Source organism: Streptomyces sp. NPDC005070, assembly GCF_053600395.1.
Window position 1 is genome coordinate 1 of record NZ_JBSFZS010000384.1, and the last position, 2,262, is coordinate 2,262.

Annotated in this window: 3 protein-coding genes; 1 reads left to right on the plus strand and 2 read right to left on the minus strand. The window is 66.8% G+C overall.

Going from position 1 to position 2,262, the window contains the following annotated elements:
- On the minus strand, positions 1–283 hold a 283-nt coding region (locus tag ACWEBX_RS39330; protein WP_451889501.1), incomplete at its 3' end, for an SDR family NAD(P)-dependent oxidoreductase.
- 108 nt (positions 284–391) lie between these two features.
- Between ACWEBX_RS39330 and ACWEBX_RS39335 the strand changes: the two genes are divergently transcribed.
- Positions 392–898, plus strand: a complete 507-nt coding sequence (locus ACWEBX_RS39335) for a winged helix-turn-helix transcriptional regulator (protein ID WP_238577255.1) — start codon at positions 392–394, stop codon at positions 896–898.
- Positions 899–1,339: 441 nt separating this feature from the next.
- On the opposite strand, the gene ACWEBX_RS39340 is transcribed toward ACWEBX_RS39335, so the two are convergent.
- A partial coding sequence (locus ACWEBX_RS39340) for an aldo/keto reductase (protein WP_451889502.1) occupies positions 1,340–2,262 on the minus strand: 923 nt, incomplete at its 5' end.

Here is a 2,262-nt window from a genome sequence, read left to right on the forward strand (position 1 = left end):
CTCCAGCCGGCGACTCGGACCCGCCGAGGGTGTTGACCAGGATGTCCACGCCTCCCACGCGGGCGTCCGCCTCGGCGGCTACGTGGGCTGCGCCCTGGGCGGTGGACAGGTCGGCGGTGATGAACGCCTTCTCCTCGACGTCGTCGGGGCGGCTGCGGGCCGTGACCAGCACGGTCGCGCCAGCCTGGGCAAGACGTCGGGCGATGGCGGCTCCGGTGCCCTTGGTGCCGCCGGTGACCAGAGCGCGTCGGCCTTCGAGGGATTCGCTGATGAATGTGGTCACGGTGTGCTCCGTTCCCGGGTGCGGGCGCAGAAGGCACCGCTCCCGTCATTACTGCTAAAATAGAAGCTACTAACTTCGACTTTAGCAGTAACCGAGGGGATGGCCGCCATGGCAAGCCGGATCAGGCTGGAGGACCGGGAGTGCCCACTGTCCACGACGGTGGAACACGTAGGCGAGTGGTGGACGCTGTTGATCCTCCACGACGCTTTCGACGGCTACACGCGCTTCGACCAGTTCCAGGAGAGTCTGGGCATCTCCTCCAGCATGCTCACCACCCGGCTGAAAACCCTCGTCGCCGACGGACTACTGGAGCGCCGGCCCTACCAGACCAACCCGGTACGCCACGAGTACGTCCTCACCGAACTCGGGCGCTCCCTGCGACCGGTGGTCGTCGCCCTGGCCGCGTGGGGTAACTCCCGCCTCACACCGGCCGAACGCAGCATGATCCTCATCGACGCGCACAGCGGCGAGGAAGTCGAGCCCGTCGTCGTTGACGCCAAGACGGGCCGCCGGCTCGACGACAGCGACACCTACGTCTTCACCGCAGGTCCTGCAGCCAGCGACGCCATGCGCCACCGATATGCGACACGACCGACCACCCCCGCGGAGGCGTAGGGCTGCCCCAATCCAGCACCGAACAGCCGTGAGCGGGGCCGGGACGCACCCTCGTACCTGATCGACCAGGCAACACCGGATCGCCGTCAGCATCACGCATGCCAATCATCCCGAGCCGTTGATAACCAGATCAAGTGAGGCGAGGGGCAACGTTGGTCGTTTTTCCAAGAATCGCCATCATGGGCTGCGCCTCCGGATCCCATCTGAGCCGGAGGAAGTAATCAGTGCGGCCCAACCTGGTGAACCTTCCCGGTCACAGCACAGCTACTGAACTTGAATGCGTGATGTCGGTTGCAAGTTCCGCGAGTCCGTGAGCGTTTCCACGTGATCATGAGCAGTGGTTACGGTCAGTAGTTGTCAGATATCTGTTGCCATCACTGCCGGACCGCGTGCCGCCTATGGTTGGCGCGCCCGGCCTCGCATGCGCGGGTGCCGACGCGGTCAGTCGGTGGTGTAGCTGGACAGAGCCGCGGCCGGGTAGCGGCTGCCTGCCGAGCCGTGGGGGAGGATCTCGGCGATGCGGGCCAGGTCGGCGACGGTGAGGCGGACGTCGGTGGCGCCGGCGTTCTCCTCGAGGCGCTTGGCGCTCCGGGTGCCGGGAATGGGTGCGATGTCCTCGCCCTGGGCGAGGAGCCAGGCCAGCGCGAGCTGGGCGGTAGTGATGCCCCTGGCGTCGGCCACGTCCTTGAGCTGCTCGGTGGCGCGCAAGTTGTAGGTGTAGTTCTCGCCCTGCCAGCGCTCGTCGTGGCGGCGCATGTCGTCCGCGGGGTACTCGCTCGCGGGCTTGACCGCGCCGGTCAGGAAGCCACGGCCGAGCGGGGAGTAGGGCACCAGGCCGATGCCGAGTTCCCGCAGGACGGGAACGATCTTCTCCTCGACCTCCCGCTCGAAGATCGAGTACTCGTACTGGAGCACGGAGACCGGGGTGACGGCGTGGGCGCGGCGGATGTACTGGGGGCCGACGTTGCTCAGACCGAAGTACTTCACCTTGCCCTCGGCGATCAGTTCGCCGACCGTGCCCGCGACCTCCTCGACCGGAATGCCGGGGTCGGAGATGTGCTGGTAGAAGAGGTCGATGTGGTCGCTCTGCAGGTGGCGAAGGCTGCTCTCGGCGACCTTGCGGATGTTCTCGGGACGGCTGTCGAAGCCGGAGCCGAGCGGCTGGGCGGTCATGTCGAAGCCGAACTTGGTGGCGAGAACCACTTCGTCGCGGAAGTCGCGGACCGCCTTGCCCAGCAGGATCTCGTTGCTGCCAGTACCGGCGCCGTACAGCTCGGCGGTGTCGAAGAAGTCGATACCGAGTTCGTGGGCGCGATGGATGGCCGCGGCGCCCTCGTCGTCGTTCGAGGCGCCGTAGGCCATGG